Annotated in this window: 21 protein-coding genes and 1 pseudogene; 10 read left to right on the plus strand and 12 right to left on the minus strand. The window is 70.2% G+C overall.

The window, feature by feature from the left end:
- Position 1 precedes the first annotated feature (1 nt).
- The 3 genes from ABCR83_RS13225 to ABCR83_RS13235 all read right to left on the minus strand — a co-directional run bounded on the left by ABCR83_RS13225 (position 2) and on the right by ABCR83_RS13235 (position 3,561).
- The gene (locus tag ABCR83_RS13225) at positions 2-1,006 is read right to left on the minus strand and encodes an AAA family ATPase (RefSeq protein WP_462695140.1); all 1,005 of its coding nucleotides are present in this window, start codon (positions 1,004-1,006) and stop codon (positions 2-4) included.
- Between the two features lie 141 nt (positions 1,007-1,147).
- Positions 1,148-3,190 carry a VMAP-C domain-containing protein gene (locus tag ABCR83_RS13230; protein ID WP_462695141.1) on the minus strand — a complete coding sequence of 681 codons (2,043 nt, stop codon included), beginning with the start codon at positions 3,188-3,190 and terminating at the stop codon, positions 1,148-1,150.
- Entirely contained in the window at positions 3,187-3,561 is a 375-nt protein-coding gene (locus tag ABCR83_RS13235) for a CU044_2847 family protein (RefSeq protein WP_462695142.1), read from the minus strand. The genes ABCR83_RS13230 and ABCR83_RS13235 overlap by 4 nt, the downstream gene beginning before the upstream one ends.
- A gap of 149 nt (positions 3,562-3,710) precedes the next feature.
- On the opposite strand from ABCR83_RS13235, the gene ABCR83_RS13240 reads away from it, so the two are divergent.
- Positions 3,711-3,890, plus strand: coding sequence for a DUF6104 family protein (locus tag ABCR83_RS13240; protein WP_462695179.1), 180 nt, complete (start codon positions 3,711-3,713; stop codon positions 3,888-3,890).
- An 82-nt stretch (positions 3,891-3,972) separates the two neighbouring features.
- Here ABCR83_RS13240 and ABCR83_RS13245 read toward each other — a convergent pair whose 3' ends face one another.
- Positions 3,973-4,800 carry a hypothetical protein gene (locus ABCR83_RS13245; RefSeq protein WP_462695143.1) on the minus strand — a complete coding sequence of 276 codons (828 nt, stop codon included), beginning with the start codon at positions 4,798-4,800 and terminating at the stop codon, positions 3,973-3,975.
- 106 nt (positions 4,801-4,906) lie between these two features.
- Between ABCR83_RS13245 and ABCR83_RS13250 the strand changes: the two genes are divergently transcribed.
- The 3 genes from ABCR83_RS13250 to ABCR83_RS13260 all read left to right on the plus strand — a co-directional run bounded on the left by ABCR83_RS13250 (position 4,907) and on the right by ABCR83_RS13260 (position 8,208).
- A complete protein-coding gene (locus tag ABCR83_RS13250; RefSeq protein WP_462695144.1) occupies positions 4,907-5,785 on the plus strand; it encodes a DUF4097 family beta strand repeat-containing protein in 879 nt (292 codons plus the stop codon).
- Positions 5,785-6,759 (plus strand): PadR family transcriptional regulator, encoded by a 975-nt coding sequence (locus ABCR83_RS13255; RefSeq protein WP_462695145.1) that lies wholly within the window; start codon positions 5,785-5,787, stop codon positions 6,757-6,759. Before ABCR83_RS13250 ends, ABCR83_RS13255 begins: the two co-directional genes overlap by 1 nt.
- 258 nt (positions 6,760-7,017) lie before the next feature.
- Complete coding sequence (locus ABCR83_RS13260; protein ID WP_462695180.1) at positions 7,018-8,208, plus strand: RNA-guided endonuclease InsQ/TnpB family protein; 1,191 nt, start codon at positions 7,018-7,020, stop codon at positions 8,206-8,208.
- Positions 8,209-8,238: 30 nt separating this feature from the next.
- On the opposite strand, the gene ABCR83_RS13265 is transcribed toward ABCR83_RS13260, so the two are convergent.
- Together ABCR83_RS13265 and ABCR83_RS13270 are read right to left on the minus strand one after the other, a co-directional pair.
- On the minus strand, positions 8,239-9,201 hold the full coding sequence (locus tag ABCR83_RS13265; RefSeq protein ID WP_462695146.1) for a zinc-binding dehydrogenase: 963 nt from the start codon (positions 9,199-9,201) through the stop codon (positions 8,239-8,241).
- Between the two features lie 104 nt (positions 9,202-9,305).
- Positions 9,306-10,520, minus strand: coding sequence for an NAD(P)-dependent malic enzyme (locus ABCR83_RS13270; RefSeq protein ID WP_462695147.1), 1,215 nt, complete (start codon positions 10,518-10,520; stop codon positions 9,306-9,308).
- A 560-nt stretch (positions 10,521-11,080) separates the two neighbouring features.
- On the opposite strand from ABCR83_RS13270, the gene ABCR83_RS13275 reads away from it, so the two are divergent.
- The 3 genes from ABCR83_RS13275 to ABCR83_RS13285 are packed head-to-tail and all read left to right on the plus strand — an operon-like array spanning position 11,081 to position 13,795.
- Positions 11,081-12,040, plus strand: coding sequence for an ABC transporter substrate-binding protein (locus tag ABCR83_RS13275; RefSeq protein ID WP_462695148.1), 960 nt, complete (start codon positions 11,081-11,083; stop codon positions 12,038-12,040).
- 43 nt (positions 12,041-12,083) lie between these two features.
- On the plus strand, positions 12,084-13,037 hold the full coding sequence (locus tag ABCR83_RS13280; protein WP_462695149.1) for an amino acid ABC transporter permease: 954 nt from the start codon (positions 12,084-12,086) through the stop codon (positions 13,035-13,037).
- Positions 13,034-13,795, plus strand: coding sequence for an amino acid ABC transporter ATP-binding protein (locus tag ABCR83_RS13285; RefSeq protein ID WP_462695150.1), 762 nt, complete (start codon positions 13,034-13,036; stop codon positions 13,793-13,795). Before ABCR83_RS13280 ends, ABCR83_RS13285 begins: the two co-directional genes overlap by 4 nt.
- Before the next feature lie 103 nt (positions 13,796-13,898).
- Here the strand turns inward: ABCR83_RS13285 and ABCR83_RS13290 are convergent.
- A pseudogene (locus ABCR83_RS13290) lies at positions 13,899-14,155 on the minus strand (class I SAM-dependent methyltransferase); the annotation flags it as partial.
- A 196-nt stretch (positions 14,156-14,351) separates the two neighbouring features.
- Here ABCR83_RS13290 and ABCR83_RS13295 point away from each other — a divergent pair.
- Positions 14,352-14,927, plus strand: coding sequence for a CGNR zinc finger domain-containing protein (locus ABCR83_RS13295; protein WP_462695151.1), 576 nt, complete (start codon positions 14,352-14,354; stop codon positions 14,925-14,927).
- Here ABCR83_RS13295 and sodX read toward each other — a convergent pair.
- Positions 14,885-15,349 (minus strand): nickel-type superoxide dismutase maturation protease, encoded by a 465-nt coding sequence (gene sodX, locus ABCR83_RS13300; RefSeq protein WP_462695152.1) that lies wholly within the window; start codon positions 15,347-15,349, stop codon positions 14,885-14,887. The genes ABCR83_RS13295 and sodX overlap by 43 nt on opposite strands.
- A 156-nt stretch (positions 15,350-15,505) precedes the next feature.
- On the opposite strand from sodX, the gene sodN reads away from it, so the two are divergent.
- A complete protein-coding gene (sodN, locus tag ABCR83_RS13305; protein ID WP_004937667.1) occupies positions 15,506-15,901 on the plus strand; it encodes a superoxide dismutase, Ni in 396 nt (131 codons plus the stop codon).
- A gap of 156 nt (positions 15,902-16,057) precedes the next feature.
- Here sodN and ABCR83_RS13310 read toward each other — a convergent pair whose 3' ends face one another.
- Genes ABCR83_RS13310 through ABCR83_RS13325 form a run of 4 tightly spaced genes read right to left on the minus strand, consistent with a single transcriptional unit; the run spans position 16,058 to position 19,093 of the window.
- A complete protein-coding gene (locus tag ABCR83_RS13310) occupies positions 16,058-16,771 on the minus strand; it encodes a hypothetical protein (protein ID WP_462695153.1) in 714 nt (237 codons plus the stop codon).
- 16 nt (positions 16,772-16,787) lie between these two features.
- Positions 16,788-17,477, minus strand: coding sequence for a pentapeptide repeat-containing protein (locus ABCR83_RS13315; protein WP_462695154.1), 690 nt, complete (start codon positions 17,475-17,477; stop codon positions 16,788-16,790).
- Positions 17,478-17,520: 43 nt separating this feature from the next.
- The gene (gene amcA, locus ABCR83_RS13320) at positions 17,521-17,724 is read right to left on the minus strand and encodes a multiple cyclophane-containing RiPP AmcA (protein WP_462695155.1); all 204 of its coding nucleotides are present in this window, start codon (positions 17,722-17,724) and stop codon (positions 17,521-17,523) included.
- Complete coding sequence (locus ABCR83_RS13325) at positions 17,672-19,093, minus strand: phosphoenolpyruvate carboxykinase (ATP) (protein ID WP_462695156.1); 1,422 nt, start codon at positions 19,091-19,093, stop codon at positions 17,672-17,674. Before ABCR83_RS13325 ends, amcA begins: the two co-directional genes overlap by 53 nt.
- A 109-nt stretch (positions 19,094-19,202) precedes the next feature.
- Between ABCR83_RS13325 and ABCR83_RS13330 the strand changes: the two genes are divergently transcribed.
- Complete coding sequence (locus tag ABCR83_RS13330; RefSeq protein ID WP_462695157.1) at positions 19,203-19,487, plus strand: hypothetical protein; 285 nt, start codon at positions 19,203-19,205, stop codon at positions 19,485-19,487.
- Positions 19,488-19,519 lie beyond the last annotated feature (32 nt).

Raw genomic sequence — 19,519 nt, forward strand, 5'->3', positions numbered from 1 at the left:
ATCACCTCGGGCGGTCCAGCGGTTGCATCAGCATGTCGGCGAGCCGCTCGCGCGTGACGGGTTCGGCGTGCGGCGCGTGCTGAGTGAGGAAGAGGGCGTTGAGCAGCTGGTCGGCGGCGATGACCTCGCCGGGGTCACGGTCCAGGAACCGCTGGATGAGCGCATCGCCCGCGGTGACGGCGGCATCGCCCAGGTGGGCCCGGACCATGGCGGTCAACTGCTCCTCGCCCGGCGGCTTGAGGTCGAGCTGGATGCAGCGGCGCAGCAGTGCGGCGGGGAAGTCGCGCTCGCCGTTGGAGGTGAGCACGATCAGCGGGAAGGCGGTGCAGCGCACCCGGCCGGAGCGGATCAGGGCGCGGCCGCCGTCGTCGGTGCCGACCTCCACCTCGGGTTCGAGGTCGGCGATCCGCTCCAGCTCCGGGAGCTGGAACTCGCCCTCCTCCAGGGCGTTGAGGAGGTCGTTGGGCAGGTCGAGGTCGCTCTTGTCGAGCTCGTCGACCAGCAGCACCCGGGGCTGTTCGGCGGGCAGCAGGGCGGTGCCGAGCGGTCCCAGCCGGAGGTAGGAGCCGATGGAGTGCCGGGCGCCGTCGGCGCCGCCCGCCCGTTCCAGCTGGACGTCCTGGAGCCGGGCGATGGCGTCGTAGTGGTAGAGCCCGTCGCGCAGGGTGGAGCGGCTGACGATGGGCCAGCGCAACACCCGGCCGAGGCCGAGCTCATGGGCGACGGCATGCGCCAGCGTGGACTTGCCGGTGCCCGGGTTGCCGGTGACCAGGAGCGGACGGCGCAGGTAGAGGGCGGCGTTGACGGCCTCCACCTCCTCGGGGCGCGGATGGTGGTGCTCCACCAGCCGGCGCCGCACTCCCAGCCGGCGGGCGGCGCTCGGGTCGGCGCCCGCCCCCGTGTCGGGTCCGGACGCGGCGAAATCCCGCCAGGGTGGTGGCGGCGGCAGTCGCCGTACACCGTCGTGCGGGACACCCGCTCCCCGGTAGATCCGCCAATCATTCACGCTGGACTCCTCGTTGCTGGTGGTGGATCACGAAACCGGCGGCGCCCGTGCCCACTTGCGGCCCCCGCATGACGGTACCTGTCCCGGACCGCCCTGCCGAGCCCTTCCGGCGCACTGCTGTCACGCATTTGACATTCTCGGTCACGGCCCTCCCAACGGCCGTTCGCCCGGGGCCTGGAGCGGCCCGGAGGGATCGGGTTCCGGCGGGTCCAGGAGCAGCGCGATGTCCTGTGCCCAGCCGGCCTTCTCGTCCGGGCAGTCGGGATCGGCACAGGCGCGGCGCAGGCTGCGTATGCGCGTGTGCAGTTCGCCCGCCGTGCGCACCGACTGCACGAACTCATCGGCCCGTTCGTGGAAGTCGGCACAGTCGGTGTGCCCGGGGGCGGACCGGCGCCAGATCGCCACCGCATGCCCCGCGGCGAGCGCCGCCGCCATGGCCGTGGCGCCGGCGCCGTCGTCGGCCACCGGTCCGCAGTAGACGGGGACGGCCGTGACGGGCGCTTCGGACAGCCTTCGGTACGCCGCGTTCACGCCCTCCGGGCTCGTACCGCTGTGGCCGTGCCGGGGCACCTCCTGGCGCAGTGGCACCGCGGTCATCACCCCGGCAGCCGCGCCGCGCCAACGGCCGTGCCACTCGGGGATCGGGGGCTGGTCGCGGCGCCACCGGTCCCGCACATAGACCAGGCGGCGCTGCCCGAGCGGCATGGTGTGCGGGTCGATCCCGCCCGCGGCGGCCCCGGGCGGGGTGAGCCGCCAGGAGTCCAGCGGCTCGTCGAACAGCTCGCGCGGCAGCACCAGTTGGAGGTCCGCGAGGTGCTCTCCGACATCGCCCTGGCGCAGCGCCTCGGCTATCGGCCCGCGCAGGGTCTGGTGCAACTCGCCCCGGGGGACGCCCTCTTCGTCGCCGCACAGCGGACGGACGTTGTTGTCCTTGTAGAGCAGCTTGACCCGCCAGGGGTAGCGGTCGCCATAGTGCGAGGAGTCGATCTCGACGATCACATCGGCGCGGGCGCGGGGCCCCTCGGGGGCGGCCAGGGTCCGGTCGATCTCGCCGCGGATGACCTTGGAGATGCTCTCGGACGCCTGCTTCAGCCAGCCGCACAGCTCGCTCAGCGGCTGCTCGTCCGCCGCCCGGCGCTGTCGGCGGACGGCGGCCGCGACCTCCGCCGCATACAGCAGGACCGCCTCCAGCTCCAGGTCCCGGACGGGTCCGTGGCCCTCCTCGCGGCCGCCGACGGAGTCACGCAGGCCGTAGAGCAGCCCCGCCCCCTCCCGCCAGCTGCGCGGGTCGTGTTCCACGCCGGGCTGGTAGGGGTCCTGGATGACCCGCTTCCTGGCCCGGTCGGCCAGGGCCAGGACCTCGCCGGGGTTGACGGGCGGGGGCAGTTCCGCGAGCAGGGGGTAGAGCTGGGTGCGCAGCCCGGGGGTGAAGCCTCCGGCGGAGATCCGCTGGGCGTTCTGCAGGTCCGTCCAGCTGCTGGCGGTGTCCGGTTGGCGGTAGCGGCGCAGGTGGTGCCGGTCGTGGCCGCGGACGAGGCGGTGCAGCAGGTCCCGGCCGGGCCGGGTGTCGGCGATCTCGCGCAGCTCGGTGACGGGCACCGCGAGTCCGCCGCCGTCCGGGCCGCGCCCCTTGCTCACCCCGATCACCGCGCCCCGGGCGGTGTCCACCACGGGTCCGCCGGAGCAGCCCGCGACGGGTGTCTCGCCGCGCAGCAGCAGGGCGCGGCCTCCGGCGTCCCAGCCGGTGACGGTGCCGGTGCCGAAGCGCAGGGCCAGTTCTCCGGTCTCCCGGGACCAGCCGTGCAGGCTGGCCGGGGCGGGCGCCACCGCGGAGCGGTCGCTGAGCCACAGGCACTCCGCTTCCCCGGCGCCCGCGACCTCCACCAGGGCCAGGTCGGGCAGCGGCCAGCGGCGGGACGGGGCGTCCGGGTGCTCGAGGCGCGGGAGGGCCAGCTCGACCCGGCCCTCGCTGGTGTTCCCCTGCCAGTCGGTGATGTCGATGCCGGTGGCGCCGTCGAGCACGCCGCCACCGCCGTTCCCCACCACATGGGCGCAGGTCAGGACCCATCCCGGGGCGATGAAGAAGCCGCTTCCCCAGAACCGGTCGCCGTTGGCGTCCTTGCCCCCGCCGAGCGCGGAGATGCGCACCACGGACCGGCGCACGGCGCCTTCGTGGGATCTCAAGAGGCAACGGGGGTCGTGGCCGGGGCGGGGTCGGCCTCCGTCCATCTGAGCGTCACCTTGACCGAGGCCTTGCCCTCTCCGTCGGCGAGCAGGCTGATGACCTTCCCGGCCCGGGCGGACAGCTCGATGCCGAACTCGACCTCGACCTCCTGCGGTTTCGCCGCCGAGAGCCCGTCGCGCAGCGAGCCGACGACGCCGCGCACGACGTCGGACAGCCCGCCCGCCAGGTCGGCGACCCGGCGTACGGCGGTGGTGTCCTCATAGCCCCCGCCGTCGTCGTCCCCCGGCGAGCGCAGCTCCTGCGCCTCGCTGATCCTCGCCCAGACGACCGTGCCGTCGTCGAGCCGCACTTGAGTGATCCCGCCGGCCACGCGCCACCCCCGCATTCCGCGTTCACTGCGATTGCTGCGATGCTGCAGCAGGTTAGTCCCCGGGCCTGACGGACGCGAGAGACCATGGCCAAGGCTGCTGCCTATGCTGGGTGGGATTGTCCGGCCGACCGACCCTGACGGAGAGCGCGTTGTACTTCACCGACCGAGGCATCGAGGAACTGGAGAAACGGCGCGGCGAGGAGGAGGTCACCCTGGGCTGGGTGGCCGAGCAGCTGCGTACGTTCGTCGACCTCAACCCGGATTTCGAGGTCCCGGTCGAGCGGCTGGCGACCTGGCTGGCCCGGCTGGACGACGAAGACGACGACTGAGCCCCCGGAAGAAGCCGGAAAAAGCGGTCGACGTGGGGGCGCCTCCCCTGCCGTTCGCGCTGTGGGGGCCGGGGCGCAGTCCTTACTCGGCGCCCCCGCGCCACCGGTCGTACGCCAGCGTCAGCACCCCGTCCGCGACCAGCACCGCCCCCGCCGCCGTCCAGCCCCGCCGCACCCCGCCGCCCCGGCGGGCATAGACCAGCGCACCCACCCCCAGCGCGATCTCCGCCGCCCCGAGCGCCCGGGCCCGGGGCCCCCGCGTCCACGTCCCCAGCACGCCCTGGTCCGCGGCCGAGAGGCCGGCCCGCACCGCCGATCGCCACCCCGGCCAGTCCACCGCCTCCACCGAGGCCAGCCGCCCGGCGGCCTCGCACAGCCGCGCCGCGCCGACCCCGGGTCCGAGGCCCGGCCCCAGCTGCAGGCCTGCGCGGGTGAGGACCGCGATCAGCCCGAGCACCCGGGCGGGTGCGTCGGCGTCGGAGTCCGGGCGGATCAGCCGGTCGAACGCGGTGGCGTCCAGCACCGGATCGAGGCCGAGCCGGGCCCGCAGCGCGGTCATCGCCTCCTCGCCGCCCAGCGGGGTGCCGTCCGCGAGCCAGGTGTAGCCGGTGGCCCGGCGGAAGCCGGTCGCCAGGACAAAGCCCGCGCCGTCCGCGTCCCACCACAGGCCGACCGCCGGCCAGGTCTCGGCCGTGGTCAGCGCGGTCGCCCAGTCCGCGGCCACCGCGGCGAGGTGCGAGCCGTTCTCCCGCCAGGACTCCTCCGCGGGCACCAGCACGCTCCACCCTTCGCCCGCCGGGGCCATGAGCAACGGCCGGCGCAGCAGTTGCGCGGCGGGTCGTACACGGTCGGGGACGGCCCGGCAGAGGAGCAGGACCCCCGCCGCCGGTGTGTGATCAATAGCGGACATGCGTCAACGCTATGCCAAGCGGCCGGCCTTGACTTCCCAAGTTCGCGATATATCGTATCTACGAGGGACGCGATATGTTGCGTCGCCTTCCCGACAGGAGGCCAGGATGCCCGCCCAGTCCGAGTGGTCGCTCGCCGAACCACAGAAGCTCACCTTCGAGGAGCCGGTCACCGCGCTGAGCGTGCGCGTGGTCGGCGGCACGGTCAATGTCGTGGGCACCGACGCCGGGCCCGTCCGGCTGGAGCTGTCCGGCATCGCGGGCCCACCGCTCCTCGTCACCCACCAGCAGGGCACCCTCACCGTCGGCTATGACGACCTGCCCTGGCAGAACTTCCTCAAGCAGCAGTCCCTCAAGAACTGGTTCAGCCCCAAGGGCTGGCAGCGCAGCGTCGATGTCACCCTCACCGTGCCGACCGGCACCCCGGTCGAGGTGGCGGTGGTCGGCGCGAGCGCCGTGGTCTCCGGCATCACGGCGGCCACCCAGGTGCGCGGGGTCTCCGGTGACACCACGCTGGTCGGCCTGACCGGCGCGGTGCAGGCCGACACCGTCTCCGGCGGGCTGGAGGCCCAGGCCCTCGGCGGCGACCTGTGCTTCAAGTCCATCTCCGGCGACCTCACCCTGGTCGACTGCGCGGGCGAGGCGGTGGAGGCCGACTCCGTCAGCGGCAACATGGTCGTCGACCTGGCCGCCGCCGGGCGGCACCCCTCGCTCGACCTCACCACCATCTCCGGCGATGTCGCCATCCGGCTGCCCCACCTGGTCGACGCCGAGGTGGAGGCCAACACCACCACCGGCACGGTCTCCTGTGCCTTCGACGACCTGCGGGTCAGCGGCATGTGGGGCGCCAAGAAGGTCACCGGCCGGCTCGGCGCGGGCAGCGGGAGGCTCAAGGTCACCACCGTCTCCGGCGCGGTCGCCCTGCTGCGCAGGCCCCTCTCGCAGGACGGGCCCGCCGACTCCCCCGTCCAGGGAAAGGTCCTCTGATGCCCCCCGTCTTCGCCCACGGCCGGCTGCGCCTGTATCTCCTCAAGCTCCTCGACGAGGCACCACGCCATGGGTACGAGATCATCCGCCAGCTGGAGGAGCGCTTCCAGGGCCTGTACGCCCCGTCCGCCGGAACGGTCTACCCCCGGCTGGCCAAGCTGGAGGCCGAGGGTCTGGTCACCCACGCCACCGAGGGCGGCCGCAAGGTGTACTCGATCACCGACGCCGGCCGGGCCGAACTCGCCGGCCGGCGGGGCGAGCTGGCCGAGCTGGAGCTGGAGATCCAGGACTCGGTCTCCGCGCTGGCCGCCGACATCCGCGAGGACGTCCGCGGTGCCGCGGGCGACCTGCGCCGCGAGATGCGCGAGGCCGCGCTGCAGGCCCGGGCCGGCACCGCGGGCGAGCACCCGGGCGACTACTTCGCGGGAGCGAAGGAGGAGCTGCGGCGTGCCAAGGAGGAGTGGAAGGAGCAGGCCCGCCGGGCGAAGGAGGAGAGCCGCCGCGCCCGGCAGGATGCACAGCAGGCCCGCCGCCAGGCCCGGGAGGCCCGGGAGCATGCGCGCGAGGAGGTGCTGCGCATCAAGGAGCGGGTGCAGGAACAGGTCACCGAGCACACCCGGCGCGGCGACTGGCCGACGGGCCTCGCGGAGGGCGTCAACGCCCTGGCCAGAGAGCTGGGTTCACTGGCCGGGCAGGCGCGCGGGGTGCGCGATGCGGCGCCGCCGACGGTCACCGTCGAGCGTACGGACCCGGGCCCGCAGGACCGGCCGCCCGCGCCCGAGTGGGCCACGGCCGATGACTCCCGCTCCCAGAACCCGGTCCGCGATCTGGACCGCCTGCTGGATCGCTTCCGCGACGAGGTGCGGGATGCGGCGCGGGATCATGGGATGTCGGCCGCGCAACTCGCCGAGGCCCGTGGGCATTTGGCGACGGCAGCGGTGCGGATCGCGGCGCTGCTGGGGGAGCGCGGGTGAGGGGTGTTTGCCCCGGCAGAGGCGGCGCCCCCGGACCCCTCACCCCGCCCCGGCAGGCGCCGGCTCTGTCAACCCGCCGCCACCGCACGGGAGTTCATCGGATACCTCCGAGGGAACCTCTGCCTTTGGGCGGGAGGAATCGGACTTCTGCGGAGCAGGGCAGGGGGGTTGCGATTTGCAGCCAGAGCGGATCACAGTGCTCTGGCCAGCAGGTTTGATCTGCACATGCGGCCGCACTAGTTTGTGAGCGTGACCGCGATGTGCGTGAAGCGGGCGTTCAAGTACCGCTTCTATCCGACCAATGCGCAGGCAGCCGAGCTGTCGCGTACGTTCGGCTGCGTGCGCAAGGTCTACAACCTGGCCCTCGCCGCCCGTACGGAGGCGTGGGCGCGGCAGGAGCGGGTCAACTACAACCAGACCTCGGCCATGCTGACCGTGTGGAAGAAGACCGAGGAACTGGCGTACTTGAATGACGTGTCCTCGGTGCCGTTGCAGCAGACGCTGAGGCACTTGCAGACCGCGTTCAGCAACTTCTTCGCCAAGCGGGCGAAGTACCCGCGCTTCAAGTCGCGGAAAAAGTCACGGAAGTCCGCTGAGTACACCACCAGCGGCTTCCGCTTCCGTGGCGGCAGGCTGACCCTGGCCAAGATGAGCGAACCACTCGACATCGTGTGGTCGCGCCCCCTTCCCGAGGGGGCGAAGCCGTCCACGGTGACGGTCTCCCAGGACGCGACGGGACGTTGGTTCGTATCCCTGCTGTGCGAAGACCCCGGTGTGAAGCCGCTTCCTGCCTCCGATGCGGTGGTCGGCGTTGACGCGGGCCTGGGCCACCTGCTGGCTCTTTCCACCGGTGAGAAGATCGCCAACCCCCGGCATGAGCGTAAGGACCGCGCACGCCTGGCGAAGGCTCAGCGCAGCCTTGCCCGCAAGGCCAGGGGCGACGGAGCCAACCGGGCCAAGGCCCGGCGCAAGGTCGCCAAGATCTACGCCCGGATCGCCGACCGCAGGCGTGACCACCTGCACAAGCTGACCACCCGGCTCGTTCGTGAAAACCAAACGATCGTGATCGAGGACCTGACCGTCCGCAACATGCTCAGGAATCACTCCCTCGCCCGGGCGATCTCGGACGCGGCGTGGTCGCAGTTCCGGGCCATGCTGGAGTACAAGGCCCAGTGGTACGGGCGCGAGGTGATCGCCGTTGACCGGTGGTTCCCCAGCTCGAAACTGTGCTCTGCCTGCGGCACCTTGCGAGACAAGATGCCGCTCAACATCCGCACCTGGACGTGCGACAGCTGTGGCACCACGCACGACCGCGACGTGAACGCGGCACGCAACCTCAAGGCGGCCGGACTGGCCGTGTCTGTCTGTGGAGCTGGTGTAAGACCCCAACGGAGTTCTCCGGGCGGGCAGTCGGCGACGAAGCAGAAACCCCTACAGCGCGAGCCGTAGGAGTCCCCCTCGTTCACGAGGGGGAGGAAGTCAAAGCGTGAGCACCACTTTCCCGAACAGCTCGCCACCGGCCATCTTTTCGAACCCTTCGCGGGCCCGGTCCAGTGGCAGCACGGTGTCGATGACCGGTCGTACGCCGGTGGCGGCGCAGAAGCTCAGCAGGTCCGCGAGCTCCTCCTTGCCGCCCATGGTGGAGCCGACCACCTTGAGCTCCAGGAAGAAGATCCGGTGCAGTTCGGCGGACGGCGGGTTCGGTCCGCTGGTCGCGCCGGAGATGACCAGAGTGCCGCCCGGCACCAGGGACTTGACGGAGTGGGACCAGGTGGCGGCGCCGACCGTCTCGATGACGGCGTCCACCCGGTGCGGCAGCCGGGCTCCCGGCTCGAACGCGCCCTCCGCGCCCAGTTCCACGGCCCGCTTGCGCTTGGCCTCGTCCCGGCTGGTGGCGAAGACCCGCAGCCCGGCCGCGGCGCCCAGCACGATGGCCGCGGTGGCCACCCCGCCGCCGGCGCCCTGCACCAGGACGGACTGGCCGGGCCGCACGCCTGCGTTGGTGAACAGCATCCGGTAGGCGGTCAGCCAGGCGGTCGGTAGACAGGCCGCCTCCTCGAAGGACAGCTCCCCGGGCTTGGGCAGCACATTCCACGCGGGGACGGTGACCCGCTCGGCGAAGGTGCCCTGATAGCGCTCGGTGAGGATGGAACGCGGCTCATCGGGGCCCACCCCATGGCCGCTCTGGCCGATGACGGAGTGGACGACCACCTCGTTGCCGTCCGCGTCCGTCCCGGCGGCGTCACAGCCGAGGATCATCGGCAGCGCCTCCTCGCCCAGCCCGACGCCGCGCAGCGACCACAGGTCGTGGTGGTTGAGCGAGGCGGCCTTGACGTTGACGGTCGTCCAGCCGGGCCGTACCTCGGGTTCGGGGCGCTCCCCCAGCTCAAGGCCGTTGAGCGGCTGGTCACGGTCGATGCGGGCGGCATAGGCGGCGAACATGATCCGAACCTAGCCCCGCCTGCCGCACATCGTCCAGGGTTCCCTCCCGCAACGGCCGTATCAGCCACCAGGGCCGGACGCCGGGCGTCCGGCCCCGTAACACTTCAGCGCCGTGCCACCCCGTCGGCGCGGGCGGCCGCCGCGACGGCGGCGGTCACCGCGGGGGCGACCCGCTCGTCGAACGGAGAGGGGATGACGCACTCCGCGCTCAGCTCGTCCGCCACCACCGCGGCCAGTGCCTCCGCGGCCGCGAGCTTCATGCCCTCGGTGATCCGCGACGCCCGCACCTGCAGCGCGCCCGCGAAGATGCCGGGGAAGGCCAGCACATTGTTGATCTGGTTGGGGAAGTCGCTGCGCCCGGTGGCCACCACGGCCGCGTACTTGTGGGCGACCTCCGGGTGGATCTCCGGGTCGGGGTTGGCCATCGCGAAGATCAGCGCGTTTTCGGCCATGGTGGCGACCGCGCGCTCGGGGACCGTCCCGCCCGAGACGCCGATGAAGACATCGGCGCCGTCCAGCGCGGACTCCAAGGAGCCGCTGAGACCACCCTTGTTGGTGAAGGACGCAAGCTCACGCTTGACGTCGGTGAGGTCGGTGCGGTCGGCCGATACCACGCCTCTGCGGTCGCACACCGCGACATCGCCGATGCCCGCCTCCACCAGGATCCGGGCGATGGCGACCCCGGCGGCGCCCGCACCCGAGATCACCGCGCGCAGCTCGCCGGGCGTACGGCCGGTCAGCCGGGCGGCGTTGCGCAGCGCGGCGAGCGTGACGACGGCGGTGCCGTGCTGGTCGTCGTGGAAGACCGGGATGTCCACCCGCTCCTGGAGCTTGCGCTCGATCTCGAAGCAGCGCGGCGCGGAGATGTCCTCCAGGTTGATGCCGCCGAAGGAGGGCGCCAGCCGGGCGACCGTCTCGACGATCTCGTCGGTCTCCCGGCAGTCGAGCGCGATCGGCACCGCGTCCACCCCGCCGAACTGCTTGAAGAGGATGGCCTTGCCCTCCATCACGGGCAGGGACGCCTCGGGGCCGATGTCGCCGAGCCCGAGCACCGCGCTGCCGTCCGTCACCACGGCCACCACCTGGGACTTCCAGGTGTAGTCGTGGACGAGCTCCGGCCGTTCGGCGATGGCGCTGCACACCTTGGCGACGCCCGGCGTATAGGCCAGGGACAGGTCGTCCCGGTCCCGGAGCGGGACGGTCGCCTGGATGGCCATCTTGCCGCCCCGGTGCAGCGCGAAGGCCGGATCGAAGGGCTCGCCCTGGGCGCCCTCCTCCGCACCGCTCGCACTGCGAGGATTCACGATCTCCGCTGCCACTGTCTTGACCCCTTTGTCGTAATTTCCTTCGAGGGTAGCCGCCCCTGGTTGCGGGGCGGATCGGGCATATGTCCATGGCCCCGCCGGTGGGTGAACCACTGCGGGCCTGCGACACAGCACGGACACCGAGCGCGCTCGCACCTGCGCGCCCTGGGCCCCGGGTGCGGGGTGTAACTGGTCTTTCTACCGGAAGAGCGCTACGGCCGACGAGTGAGTTCCGGCCCCGCCCGTCACGTCGCGTACAGGCCGGCGTCAAAACAAGGTCAACTGGGGCACATGGTCCAGGTAGTGAGACAGGGGATGCGTGAGATACGTCTCGTCGCAAAATGACCGGAAGCGATCGCCACAATTACGGCGGTGTAAACCATCCGGTGCGGCACGGCGATAGCCCGTTATCCGATTTTGACATGACGGGGCCTCCGAACAGCGCAGTCCAGATGGCAAGATGCCCCAATCACCCGAGGTCGCGGCGCACGACGAAGTGTGCTTACGGCCGGCAAAACGCACCGAGTGCGATGTTCAAGAGTCGGCTATCCCCTCACTCGCAGGAGGAACCAGCAATGACCGCAAGCACCACCCCCCGCCCGGCCGCGGCCAGGAGTCGCTTGGCCGCCGTCGGCGCGATCGCGGTCGCCGGCGCCCTGCTGCTGACCGGCTGTGGCGACCAGACCAAGAGCAAGTCCGACGGCGGCAACGAGGCCTCCGGCGGCGCCGCCAAGGCCCCGCTCTTCGACAAGCTGCCCAAGTCGATCCAGGACTCCAAGGTCATCAAGGTCGGCTCGGACATCGCCTATCCGCCGGTGGAGTTCGTCGACCACGGCAAGACCGTGGGCATGGACCCGGACATCGCCAACGCCCTCGGCAAGGAGCTCGGCGTCAAGTTCGAATTCAATAACTCCCAGTTCGACGCGATTCTCGCGGGACTGCGCTCCAAGCGCTACAACATCGCCATGTCCGCGATGACCGACACCAAGGACCGGCAGAACGGCGTCGACCCGGCCAAGAAGACCAAGGTCGGCGAGGGCGTGGACTTCGTCGACTACTTCCAGGCCGGTGTCCAGATCTATGTCCCCAAGGGCAAGACGCAGGGCATCAAGTCGCTGGGCGACCTGTGCGGCAAGAAGGTCGGCGTCCAGCGCGGCACGGTCTCGGAGGACATGGCCAAGAAGCAGGCCGACAAGTGCGGTGACAAGAAGCTCTCCATCGAGTCCTTCGACACCGACCTCCTGGCCCAGACCCGGCTGCGCAGCGGCGGTGTGGACGCCGGCATCAGCGACTTCCCGGTCGCCGCGTACGCGGTGAAGACCTCCGGTGGCGGCAATGACTTCGAGCTGATCGGCGACCAGGTCGAGGCGGCCCCGTACGGCATGGCCTTCCCCAAGTCGGACACCCAGCTCCGGGATGCCGTCAAGGCCGCCATGGACAACATCATCAAGAACGGCGAGTACGAAAAGGTCCTCAAGAAGTGGGGCGTCGAGGCAGGTGCGATCAAGGAATCGAAGGTCAACGGCGGTTCCTGACCCAGTCGTTGCCGCATCCGCCGATCGCTGAAAGGCCACGCTCATGCCGATAGAGAATGACAGGCCACCGGAGCCGGACGACGCCCCTCGCCCGGACACCGCCACCACCGCGCCTCCCGAGGCCATCAGGGCCATCCCCGTGCGCCACTTCGGCCGCTGGATCGCGGCCGTGGTCGCGCTCGCCGTACTGGCCCTGCTGATCAACGCCTTCGCCCACGGCAAGCTCCACTGGGGCGCCATTCCGGACTACTTCTTCGACGCCGACATCCTCAAGGGCGTCCGCAACACCATCACCATCACCATCCTGTCCATGGTCGTCGGTGTCGGCCTCGGCATCGTGCTGGCCGTGATGCGGCTGTCCAAGAACCCGGTGACCTCGTCCATCGCCTGGGCCTACATCTGGTTCTTCCGCGGCACCCCGGTCTTCGTCCAGCTGCTGGTGTGGTTCAACCTCGGCCTGGTGTTTGAGTACATCAACCTGATGCCGCTCTACAAGGACTACTGGTCGTCCTTTATGACCCCGTTCCTGGCCGCCCTGCTCGGGCTCGGCCTGAACGAGGCCGCGTACATGGCGGAGATCTGCCGGGCCGGCATCCAGTCGGTCGACGAGGGCCAGACCGAGGCCTCGCACGCGCTCGGCATGAGCCACGCCAAGACGCTCCGCCGGGTCGTCCTGCCGCAGGCGATGCGGGTGATCGTGCCGCCGACCGGCAACGAGTTCATCAACATGCTCAAGACCACCTCGCTGGTCACCGCCGTTCAGTACTACGACCTGCTCCGCGCGGCCCAGAACGTCGGCTCGACCTCGGGCGCCACGGTGGAGATGCTCTTCCTCGCCGCCGCCTGGTACCTGGTGCTCACCAGCGTGCTCAGCATCGGCCAGTACTACCTGGAGCGGCGGTTCGCCCGCGGCTCGCTGCGCCAACTGCCGCCCACGCCCTGGCAGAAGCTACGGGCCAACGTCCTCTCGCTGCGCCGTCCCCAGGAGGTCCGATGACAGCCATGGTCAAGGCCGAGGGCGTGCACAAGTCCTTCGGCGCCACCCAGGTCCTCAAGGGCATCGACCTGGAAGTCGCCCCGCGCGAGGTCTTCTGTCTGATCGGCCCGTCCGGCTCCGGCAAGTCGACCTTCCTGCGCTGCATCAACCACCTGGAGCAGATCAATGCCGGGCGGCTGTACGTGGACGGCGACCTGGTCGGCTACCGGCAGCAGGGCGACAAGCTCTATGAACTCAGGGACCGCGAAGTCGCCGCCCAGCGGCGGGACATCGGCATGGTCTTCCAGCGCTTCAATCTCTTCCCGCATATGACGGCGCTGGAGAACGTCATGGAGGCCCCGGTCCAGGTCAGGCGCGAGACCAAGGCCGTCGCCCGGGAGCGGGCCCTGAAGCTGCTGGACCGCGTCGGCCTCGCCGACAAGGCGGGCAACTACCCCGCCCAGCTCTCCGGCGGCCAGCAGCAACGGGTGGCCATCGCCCGGGCGTTGGCCATGGAGCCCAAGCTGATGCTCTTCGACGAGCCGACCTCGGCCCTCGACCCGGAGCTGGTGGGCGACGTCCTCGATGTGATGCGCGGGCTCGCCGAGGACGGCATGACCATGATCGTGGTCACCCATGAGATGGGCTTCGCCCGCGAGGTCGGCGACTCGCTGGTCTTCATGGACGACGGCGCCGTCGTCGAATCCGGTGACCCGCGCCAGGTGCTGACCAACCCCCAGCACGAGCGGACCAGGTCGTTCCTCTCCAAGGTGCTGTAAGGCCGGGCGGTGGGGGCGTATGGGCCAACCGCACGCCCCCACACGCTACTTGAGAGCGAGCACCATGGCGTCGGAGGGCGAGCCCCACACCGTCCTGGCCTCACAGCCAGTGCAGGGCCGTCGCCGTGAGCACCGCGTCATAGCTGCCCGGCGGCAGCTTCTCCGGCCAGCAGCCGGGCCGAGATCGACCCGGTGCCACAGGCCAGGTCGAGCACACGCGGCTCGGTACCGACGAACGCCTCCACCATGTCGAGCATGACCGTGAACCGCGCAGATGCGGTCCGGCATATGCCACTCCTGCTGGCGGTCCCAACTGGTCTGCCAGAAGTTCCAGTCCACACCGGAGGTGGTCTCCGTCATGTCACTGCCTCCATCTCGCCACGCAGGTAATACCCAAAGCCAAATATCACCCATTACGAACTGACGGGACGGCGACAGCCTCGGCACCGTAAGAACCACAAGGGATAGTCGCCTATTACTTCACCCTCATCCCCCTCCCCACACCCTCAACGTGTAATACCCTCGTTTCCACAACATCCATTACTGAGGATCCGACGTGGAACTGGCCCTGTACTCGGACTTTGCCGTGCGGCTGGTCAACAGCGAAGAGCCCGCACGCGGCACCGACACCCTCACCTCCATCGACGCCGCCCGCCGCCTCTTCGGCGCCAGCTCACAAATGGCGCGCCGGCTGGCCGAGAGCGATGTCACGCGCCTGCGCTCCGTACGGACCCGGCTGCGCGCCGTCTTCGAGGCGGCGGACGAGGGCGATGCCATACGGGCCGTGGACCTGCTCAACGCCCTGCTGATGGAGTTCCCCGTCAGCCCGCAGATCTCCGGCCATGAGTTCCGCGACGAGGACGGCCGCCCCAACTGGCATATGCACATCGCCGACCACGCCAGCAATGCCGCGGCCGGTTACACGGCAACGGCCGCCATGGGCCTGGCCGTCCAGCTCACCGAGCTGGGCGTCGAACGCCTGGGCATCTGCCAGGCAGCCCCCTGCCGCAACGCCTACCTCGACACCTCGACCAACCGCTCGCGCCGCTACTGCTCCGACCGCTGCGCCACCCGCGCTAATGTCGCCGCCTACCGGGCCCGCAAGCGCCAGGAGAGCGAGCGCCCCGGATAGCCCGGGGACCGCACCGGCCGTACCGCCGAAACCGCCCACCACACCAGCGCCCGCACCGACCGCCGCCCCTCCTCCGGCGGGCGCCGCAACCGCACCCAGGCCCGGGCCACCACGAGTTCGTCAGGTACGGTGCCAAACTCCCGGCTGTCGTTTTCCACCAGCGGGTTGTCCCCCATCACCCACCACCCGCCCGGGCGCCGCTCCACCGCGCGCTTGACGATCAGCAGGTCCTGCCGGAACGGATGCCTCAGCACCACCACATCCCCCGGCCGCACCGTCGCCCCGTACTGCACCACCAGCTGATCCCCCGGGTTCAGTGTGGGGACCATCGAGGGGTTGTAGACCTCGGCCAGCCCGATCCGCAGCAGTCCACGACGCTCGCGGTCCAGCTCCGGCCCGCGCTCGTCCAGTTGCTCCTGCACCACGGCACCTCACTCCCGGTCCTATCTCCAACCAGTCTCAGGTCCCAGGCTGACACTGGACTTTTGCCCTAAGCACCCCGGGGCGCCCGGGAAAAGCCTTCCCACACCGAGTAATCTCGCACCTGAGAAGACGATCACGAGGAAGGAAGCACATTCATGCTTTCCCGCCTGTTCGCCCCCAAGGTAAAGGTCAGCGCCCACTGCGACCTCCCCTGCGGCGTATACGACCCGGCCCAGGCCCGCATCGAGGCCGAATCGGTCAAGGCAGTCCAGGAGAAGTACCAGGCCAACGAGGACCCCCACTTCCGCGCCCGCGCCACCATCATCAAGGAGCAGCGCGCGGAGCTGGCCAAGCACCATGTCTCGGTGCTGTGGAGCGACTACTTCAAGGCCCCGCACTTCGAGAAGTACCCCCAGCTGCACCAGCTGGTCAATGACACCCTCAAGGCCCTGAGCGCGGCCAAGGCGTCGACCGACCCCAAGACGGGTGAGAAGGCCCTGGAGCTGATCGCCGAGATCGACCGGATCTTCTGGGAGACCAAGAAGGCCTGAATCTTGGCCCAGCTCATCTGTACTCCGTCCGCACCCGGTTCCGCGGGACTCCCGACAAGGAGTCCATGACGGACCGGGTGCGGTCATCTTCGCCCGGCCACAGGTGTGCGTAGATCCGCAGCGCTCGCTCCGCCCGCGATGAGCACGGGCTAGGTCTCACACCAGGGAGGGGAGAGTCCCACGCGGCCAGTGCCCGAGCCAGAACGCGGCGGTGGACGGTTCGGACTGGCCTTCGGTAGAGCCGTCATGCGGGGTGAGCTCGGTGGGGGCGATGTAGCCCTCGCCGGGCTCCAAGCGTAGGCGGAAGCACAGGACCAGGTGGCCCTCGGTGACGTACTGTCGCAGGTCATCGGTGTGCGGGTAGCGGCGTTCGAAGTCCTGGTGGACGGCTCGGCACATGGCACGAATGTCGAGGTCGGCCAGAAGGAGGTAGCGGGTTCCGGGGCCGAGGTTAAGGCACAGCCGTCGACGGCCAGTGTGCTTGGCCGCGTACGAGAGCCGGTCCCAGTTGTCGACGTGGAGGCCGATGCGGCGGCCGTACTCGTGGTTGCCGGTGGTAGTGAGCGCATCGGCGGGCGAGCGGGCCTGGCCGAGGTGGAAGGCAGCCGTGTCACCCATCGGTTCGGCGAGTGCGGCGAGCGGGCCGACGGGCTGCGGCACCTGGACGAGTTCCACCAGCGTGCTGTCGCGGGCCTGGGCTGCGGCGGCGGTCAGGTCCCGCGCGGTCTCGTCGGAGATGGCCGTCCAAGGACCGGCGGGGACGACCGCGCCCTCCTCATACGGGGAGTCTCCGCGCATCGTGCGCAGGGTGGTGGCCTCGCAGCGCTTGCGTAAGGCGGCAGGGTCGTCGGCCGCGATGGCCAGGGGCATGCGGGGTTCCTCCGGATCATCGGGGTTCGTCGAGGTCTTCGCCGTAGGTGACGTCGAGTTCGGTGAGGAGTGCCTGGGCGAGTTCGAGCTGCTGGGTGCGGCCGATGAGGACCTTGGAGAGCTTGGCGACGCCGAGGAGGCTGGAGAGGTCGTTGCCGCGCAGGTCCAGGCCCTTGTAGCGGCCCTTGGCGAATTCGGTCTGGCGCAGGGTGCAGCCGTCGAAGACAGCGTCGGTGAGGTCGCATTCGGTGAAGGACGCCTCAGCGAGGACGCACTGGGAGAACACGACGGGGCCGGTGGCGCGGAGGCCGGAGAAGGCCGTGTAGTCGAGCTTGCAGTTCTCGAAGAGGACGTCGTCGAGGGTCAGGTCGTCCAGGACGCCGCCCATGATCTTGCAGTTACGGAAGGCGACCCGGGAGAGTTTGCTCTTGCGCCACTGGGCCGAGCCGAAGTCGCATCCACTGAACTCGATCGAGTTCAGATGGAGTTGGTCCAAGCTAGCGCGTCCGGTGCGCAGGTCGGTGATCCGGCCGCGCAGGAGCTGGGTGTCCGCGAGGTCGAGCATGCGCAGGTCGGCGTCGGCGTACTGGAAGTCCTGCACGGCGCCCCGGCCGCCTTCGAGAGACTGAACGTTGGACAGGTACAGGCCGGGCTCGTCGAGGCCAGGCAGGGTCAGCGTCACTCGGCCGAAGGTGCGGCTGTCCACAGTGGGGCTCCATCTCTCCGGCGGCCGGGAGCGGTCTGCCGGGCTATTTCTTTTTGTTCCAGTTGTCCCAGGTCGGACGGTTGTCGAACGCTGGGGTGGCGTTGGACCAGGTGGGCCGGTTGTCGAACTTCCCCACCAGGACGGTGGGTGGTGCCATAACTATCAGGGCACGGAGGATGGCAGACGGGATGGCGTCAAGACAGCCGATCTCTCGGATTACGACGGTGGCGGAGATGCCGAACGGCATCTCCGCCACCGTTCGTTCGGGCAGTCGGGCCTGTGATCTGTGTGAGGAAGTCGGTGTTCGCCTTCACGTCATGTCCGAGGGTCGGAGCGTGCCGGGGAAGCTCGCCGAGGAGGTCGAGCAGGGGCCCGGTGCTGGGGAGGTCGGCGGGGAGGAGTCCGAAAACGTCCGGGTAGCGGTCCTCGGTGCCTGCGGTGAAGAAGTCACCGGCCTCCACGCTGCGATCCTCGTCGAGAAGGGCGGGCTCGGTGCCGGGAATGATGCGAGGGAAGAGAAGGTGAGTGGCGTGTCCTTCGGTGGCCAGGGTCAGGCCGAGCCAGGTGTGGAGCTGATCGGGGAAGAACTGGGGCTTGAGTTCCTTGCCGGACTCCTTCCACAGGGGTGTGCGGCTGCCGGAGCGGAGGGCACCGGTGACCTTCTGGTGCTGCGTGGGGTGGAGTTGTTCACCACTCTGGAGACGTTCGCGGACGGTCTCGTACCAGTCGAGGGCGTCCAGGAGTCCCAGGCCGATGGCGGCGGCCGATGGCCAGGGCAAGACCCGCAGCCGGTCATCCTCGCAGCGGATGAAGATGCGGTCGTTGGCCAGCAACTGCCAGCCGGCGCAGGCCAGGAGAAGGGCGGTGGTGGTCTTCCCGGCGCCCTTGTCGCCCAGAGTCAGCACGGTCTGCCCGTCGCGGACGACGGCGGAAGCATGCAGGATCGACCAACCGTCCGCCAGCAGCTGCCCGCGGATGACCTCGCGGGCGAGCCGTGCGGCGGCCAGGGCGACAGGAACGTCCTCACACCCGTAGATGTGCAGAGGCCCGCCGGGTTCGGCCCGGTAGACGAGCTTGTCATCGGGCTGGGAGGCAACCACGGCGCCGTCGTCGTCCCGGTCGACGAGCATGCGCGAGTTCGCGTAGACGGTCTCTTCATGGGAGTGGTCGGCCACACGCTGAGCGATCTCGGTGGCCCGGTCGACGTTGACGTCGGCGATCACCGCCGCGTCGACGTCGGGGGCGGTGCTGGTGGCATTCCACCAGGGGCCGAAGTAGCGGAGGGCCCAGTCGGTGACCACCGTGCTGTTGCTGGTGACGGTCGCAGCTTGGGCGGCCGTGGCGATACGGACAGCGGTCTGAAGCACTGCGGTCTTCTCCTTCGTCTCGGAATGTGCAGGGACGTACAGGCGGGCCAGAGGCTCGTAGGCATCACGGAGCTTGGCGTCGGCGGCAATCAGCCGGCGGGCCTCGGCGGCGTCCAGCCGGGGGAGGCACACACTTGGGGTTCCGGCGGTGAAGCGCAACGGAATTCCCCTCCACCGCCCCTCGTGGTTGACGCATAGCTCCGTCACCGCGTCGCCCAGACCCAGGCCCGCGCGGAGGGCAGCGATCACCGCCCCGGCGGGGCCGCAACGGGTACGGCCCAGCCCCGCGTTGATCCAGGGCGCCGCGGTGTTCCGGTCCGCTGTTTCACTCCCGCTCGCCGACTCGTGAGGAAACGTTATGGACTCGGCCTTCCGCGCCCGCCTCTCCGCCGCGGTAGGTGCCGCGGCCCTGATCCTGGGCGGGGCGGTCATCGCCGCGCCGGCCGCTCACGCCGACGGCCCCACCTGTGCGGGGTACCTGGCCTCCAGCCCCTCCCCCAACCGCGCCAACGACCTCAACAGCATCGGCTGCCTGGTAGGCGGCTCGGGTCTGCCGCTGGCGAATCCGCTGTGCAATCTCGTGCAGAACGATGTCGCTCAGGTCCGAGCGGACCGCGCCACCAACGCCTGCCGCCTCGCCTAGTGCCGCATCAGGCAGCGTTCGCCCTGTCGGGG

The sequence above is a fragment of the Streptomyces xingningensis genome (genome assembly GCF_054957865.1).

Bases quoted from the DNA above. Each gene is read 5' to 3' on its own strand.
- ABCR83_RS13310 (WP_462695153.1), bottom strand. From the start codon at position 16,771: ATGCCCCTGGCCATCGCGGCCGACGACCCTGCCGCCTTACGCAAGCGC.
- amcA (WP_462695155.1), bottom strand. From the start codon at position 17,724: ATGCCGTTCGGCATCTCCGCCACCGTCGTAATCCGAGAGATCGGCTGT.
- ABCR83_RS13265 (WP_462695146.1), bottom strand. From the start codon at position 9,201: ATGTTCGCCGCCTATGCCGCCCGCATCGACCGTGACCAGCCGCTCAAC.
- sodN (WP_004937667.1), top strand. From the start codon at position 15,506: ATGCTTTCCCGCCTGTTCGCCCCCAAGGTAAAGGTCAGCGCCCACTGC.
- ABCR83_RS13330 (WP_462695157.1), top strand. From the start codon at position 19,203: ATGGACTCGGCCTTCCGCGCCCGCCTCTCCGCCGCGGTAGGTGCCGCG.
- ABCR83_RS13255 (WP_462695145.1), top strand. From the start codon at position 5,785: ATGCCCCCCGTCTTCGCCCACGGCCGGCTGCGCCTGTATCTCCTCAAG.
- ABCR83_RS13275 (WP_462695148.1), top strand. From the start codon at position 11,081: ATGACCGCAAGCACCACCCCCCGCCCGGCCGCGGCCAGGAGTCGCTTG.
- ABCR83_RS13245 (WP_462695143.1), bottom strand. From the start codon at position 4,800: ATGTCCGCTATTGATCACACACCGGCGGCGGGGGTCCTGCTCCTCTGC.
- ABCR83_RS13260 (WP_462695180.1), top strand. From the start codon at position 7,018: ATGTGCGTGAAGCGGGCGTTCAAGTACCGCTTCTATCCGACCAATGCG.
- ABCR83_RS13250 (WP_462695144.1), top strand. From the start codon at position 4,907: ATGCCCGCCCAGTCCGAGTGGTCGCTCGCCGAACCACAGAAGCTCACC.
- ABCR83_RS13280 (WP_462695149.1), top strand. From the start codon at position 12,084: ATGCCGATAGAGAATGACAGGCCACCGGAGCCGGACGACGCCCCTCGC.
- ABCR83_RS13285 (WP_462695150.1), top strand. From the start codon at position 13,034: ATGACAGCCATGGTCAAGGCCGAGGGCGTGCACAAGTCCTTCGGCGCC.